The following is a 2638-nucleotide window of genomic DNA, read 5'->3' on the forward strand; positions in this document are numbered from 1 at the left end:
GGGCACAGGTCGGCGGGGGCGGCCCGGTCGCCGAAGCAGTTCTCCTGGGTGACGTCGGGGTGGGCGAGGCCGAGGGTGGTGTTGTGCAGGAAGACCGTCCAGCCGTGCAGGGCGGCGCCGCGTTCCGCCGTACGGTGGCGCAGTTCGCGGAGGGGTTCCCGGTCCGCGCCGGGCTGTACCGGCGGGGTCAGTCGCGCGCCCTCGAACAGGTCGGCTGGCGGCGGGAAGTGGGCGCCGTCCCGGCGCAGGGTGACCCGGGCGGGGCCGTGCGGGGTGACGTCACGGGCCCGGTGGTAGGCGGCGGCGACGGTGAGGGTGTCACAGCCGTATGTACCGAGGATCCGGTCCAGAACGCGCTCCACGCCCTCCGCGCGCAGGTCCTCGACGAAGGTGTACACGGAGGACGTGGACGGCGGTGCGGTCCGGGGGCTCGGGGACATGGCGCTCCTGTCGCGCTTCGGTCGGGGCTCGTGTCGTGCTCGGCGTGGCTCGGGTGGCTCAGCGTGGCTCGGGTGGCTCGTACAGCTCGTCAACGTCCGGCCGCTCGGTGCTGGACGACGTCCCGTGCCCGGGCCGAGCCGAGGACGTGGGAGATCTCCAGACCGGTGCGGACGACCAGCGGGCCGACCTCGCGGACCCGGGCCGGGGTCATCCGGGTGGTGAGACCGGAGACGCTGAGGGCGCCGACGGCGGCGTCGGTGTGGTCGAAGACGGGCGCGGCGACGCACCGTACCTCCGGCTCGTTCTCCCGGTCGTCGATCGCGTAGCCCTGTCGGCGGACGCGGTCGAGTTCGGCGCGCAGACGGTCGGGTTCGGTGACGGTATGCGGGGTGACCGGCGGCATCCCGGCGGCCACGGCGGCGCGGAACGCCTCCTCGCCGTGCCAGGCGAGGATGGCCTTGCCGACGGCGGTGCGGTAGGCGGGGACGCGGCTGCCGATGCGGGAGGCCATGCGGACGTTGGTCTCGTTCTCGACCTTGTCGATGTAGACGACGTCCGGCGGCTCGTACACCACCAGGTGGCAGGTCTCCCCCACCGCGTGCTGGAGCAGGCGGAGCGGTTCCGCGGCAACGGTGCGCAGGTCGAGGGAGGAGAGGTAGGACTGGCCGAGCCGCAGGGTGCCGTGGCCGAGGCGGAACCAGCCGGTCTCCCGGTCGCGGACCAGCAGGTCGGCCTCCAGCAGGGGCGTGGCGAGCCGCAGCACGGTGCTCTTGTTGATGCCGAGTTCCTCGGCGATCCGGGTCAGGGTGACGCCCCGGCCGGTGCCGGCGTGGTCGCGGACGTACTCGAGGACGGTGAGGGCACGGCGGAGCGAGGATGCCTGGTTGCGGCGGGGCGGTGCGGTCATCTCGTGCTCCTCGCCTTCATCTCGTGCTCTTCGCCGTCATGTCGTGCTCTTCTCCATCAGGTGGTGCTCCTCGGCATCAGGCCGCGGGCGACGGTGTCGCGGGCGGCGTCCAGGTGCCGCCCGGCCCGGGCCAGGGACACCTCGTGGTGGCCGGGGAAGAGCACGTCGACGTCGAGCGCGGCCAGTCGGGTGAGACTGTCCGCGTACTCGGGCACACGGCAGTCGTGCAGATTCTGCAGGGAGATGCGCCCTCCGGTGAAGACGCAGTCGCCGGAGAAGAGGGCCCGATAGGCGGGCGTGCGCAGGTGGTAGCAGATATGGCCGTCGGCGTGACCGGGGGTGGCGACGGCCGTCAGGGCGACTCCGCCTCCCAGGTCGATCTCCGTGCCGTCGGCGATGGGCTCGACGCGGGGGCAGGGCCGGAAGATGTAGTCGTCCGGATAGACCCCGGCGGCCTTGCCCTTGTCCAGGCTGAGGCCCCGCTCGTCGCCCTCGGCGATCCAGCGCACGGCCTCCGCTCCGGCCAGGACGCGCAGTCCGGGCAACCGCTCGGCGAGGGCCGCCGCCCCGCCCGCGTGGTCGGCGTGGCCGTGGGTGAGCAGGAGGTGGTCCGGCTCGGTGTCGGCGTTGCGCAGGACGGTGTGGACCGACTGCCCCGCCCCGGCGTCCACGAGGACACTGCGGCGGCTGCCGCGTACGAGGTAGACGTGGCAGTCCAGCGGGTCGCTGAGATCGAACCCGGCGGCTCCGCTGGCGACGAGGGTGACATGGTCGGTCAGCTGCACGATGGCTCCCCAGGGCGGTCAAGGTACTGTCCCTGTCCGGCCGTTGAGCCGCTCTCGCCCTCGTGGAGCCGCTTTCCCGTCCCCCGGACCGTTGCGACGACGATCTTCGCAGCCAACTCCACCTCCGCCAACTCCACCGATTCCGCGGCGGCGTGGGCGTCCGTGACCGAGCCGGGGCCGAACACCACCGAGGGGATGCCGGCGCGGGCGAGTTTGCTGGCATCCGTGCCGAAGGGCATGCCCTGGACGGCGGACGGGCGGCCGTGTGTGGCGAGGGCACGGCACAGGGCGGTGACGACGGGAGTGCCGGGCGGGGTGTCCAGGGCCGGGTCGACGGTGAAGGGAGGGTCCAGCTCGGCGCCCAGTGCGGCGAGTTCGGCGTGGTCCTGGTGCCAGACCGTGTCCGGGTCCTCACCGGGAAGCGTGCGGCGGTCGACGTCCGCCTCGCAGGTGCCGGGGATGGTGTTGGGCCCGGTGCCGCCCCGGATACGGGTGACCGTACGGG

3 protein-coding genes and 1 pseudogene are annotated in these 2638 nt (G+C 73.2%); all 4 read right to left on the reverse strand.

Features of this window, described 5'->3' with window-relative positions; translation table 11 throughout:
• Positions 1 to 440: pseudogene (locus tag FNH08_RS48640) on the reverse strand (hypothetical protein); the annotation flags it as partial.
• An 89-nt stretch (positions 441 to 529) separates the two neighbouring features.
• Entirely contained in the window at positions 530 to 1348 is an 819-nt protein-coding gene (locus FNH08_RS48645) for an IclR family transcriptional regulator (RefSeq protein ID WP_152778302.1), read from the reverse strand.
• Between the two features lie 56 nt (positions 1349 to 1404).
• On the reverse strand, positions 1405 to 2133 hold the full coding sequence (locus tag FNH08_RS48650) for an MBL fold metallo-hydrolase (RefSeq protein ID WP_152778303.1): 729 nt from the start codon (positions 2131 to 2133) through the stop codon (positions 1405 to 1407).
• Positions 2124 to 2638, reverse strand: a 515-nt coding sequence (locus FNH08_RS48655; RefSeq protein ID WP_152778305.1) for a M20/M25/M40 family metallo-hydrolase, incomplete at its 5' end; no start/stop codon positions are given. The genes FNH08_RS48650 and FNH08_RS48655, both read right to left, overlap by 10 nt.

Origin of the sequence: Streptomyces spongiae, assembly GCF_009377185.1 — a bacterium.
In the GTDB taxonomy this organism is placed as follows: domain Bacteria; phylum Actinomycetota; class Actinomycetes; order Streptomycetales; family Streptomycetaceae; genus Streptomyces; species Streptomyces spongiae.